This window comes from Allomuricauda sp. XS_ASV26, assembly GCF_041224615.1.
In the GTDB taxonomy this organism is placed as follows: Bacteria; Bacteroidota; Bacteroidia; order Flavobacteriales; family Flavobacteriaceae; genus Flagellimonas; species Flagellimonas alginolytica.
On the sequence record NZ_JBGFGK010000023.1, the window covers coordinates 1 to 281 of the forward strand.

Sequence of the window (281 nt, forward strand, 5' to 3'; positions counted from 1 at the left end):
ACCGATGGGGGCGGGACTGAATCTATCGATTTGATCAGTTCGGACCTGAACAACAATATAACCTTTGGTTCAGATGGGGCGCTATATTTGAATGTTGCCTCGGTATCCATTGCAGAGACCAATACCTCCTTGTCCTATAACGATGCAACTGGAGAATTGACATACTCCAATGAATTGGGCAATAATCCGGTTGTTGACATTTCAGGTTTGGACGATAGCGCCGGAGTAGCGGCCAATGCCGCGGACATCGCCAACAACACTACGGCGATCGGGAACAATTC

The 281-nt window shown here is 48.4% G+C and carries 1 protein-coding gene; it reads left to right on the forward strand.

Annotated features, from left to right (window positions below):
- On the forward strand, nt 1-281 hold a 281-nt coding region (locus AB9K32_RS00145), incomplete at both ends, for a hypothetical protein (protein ID WP_369884011.1).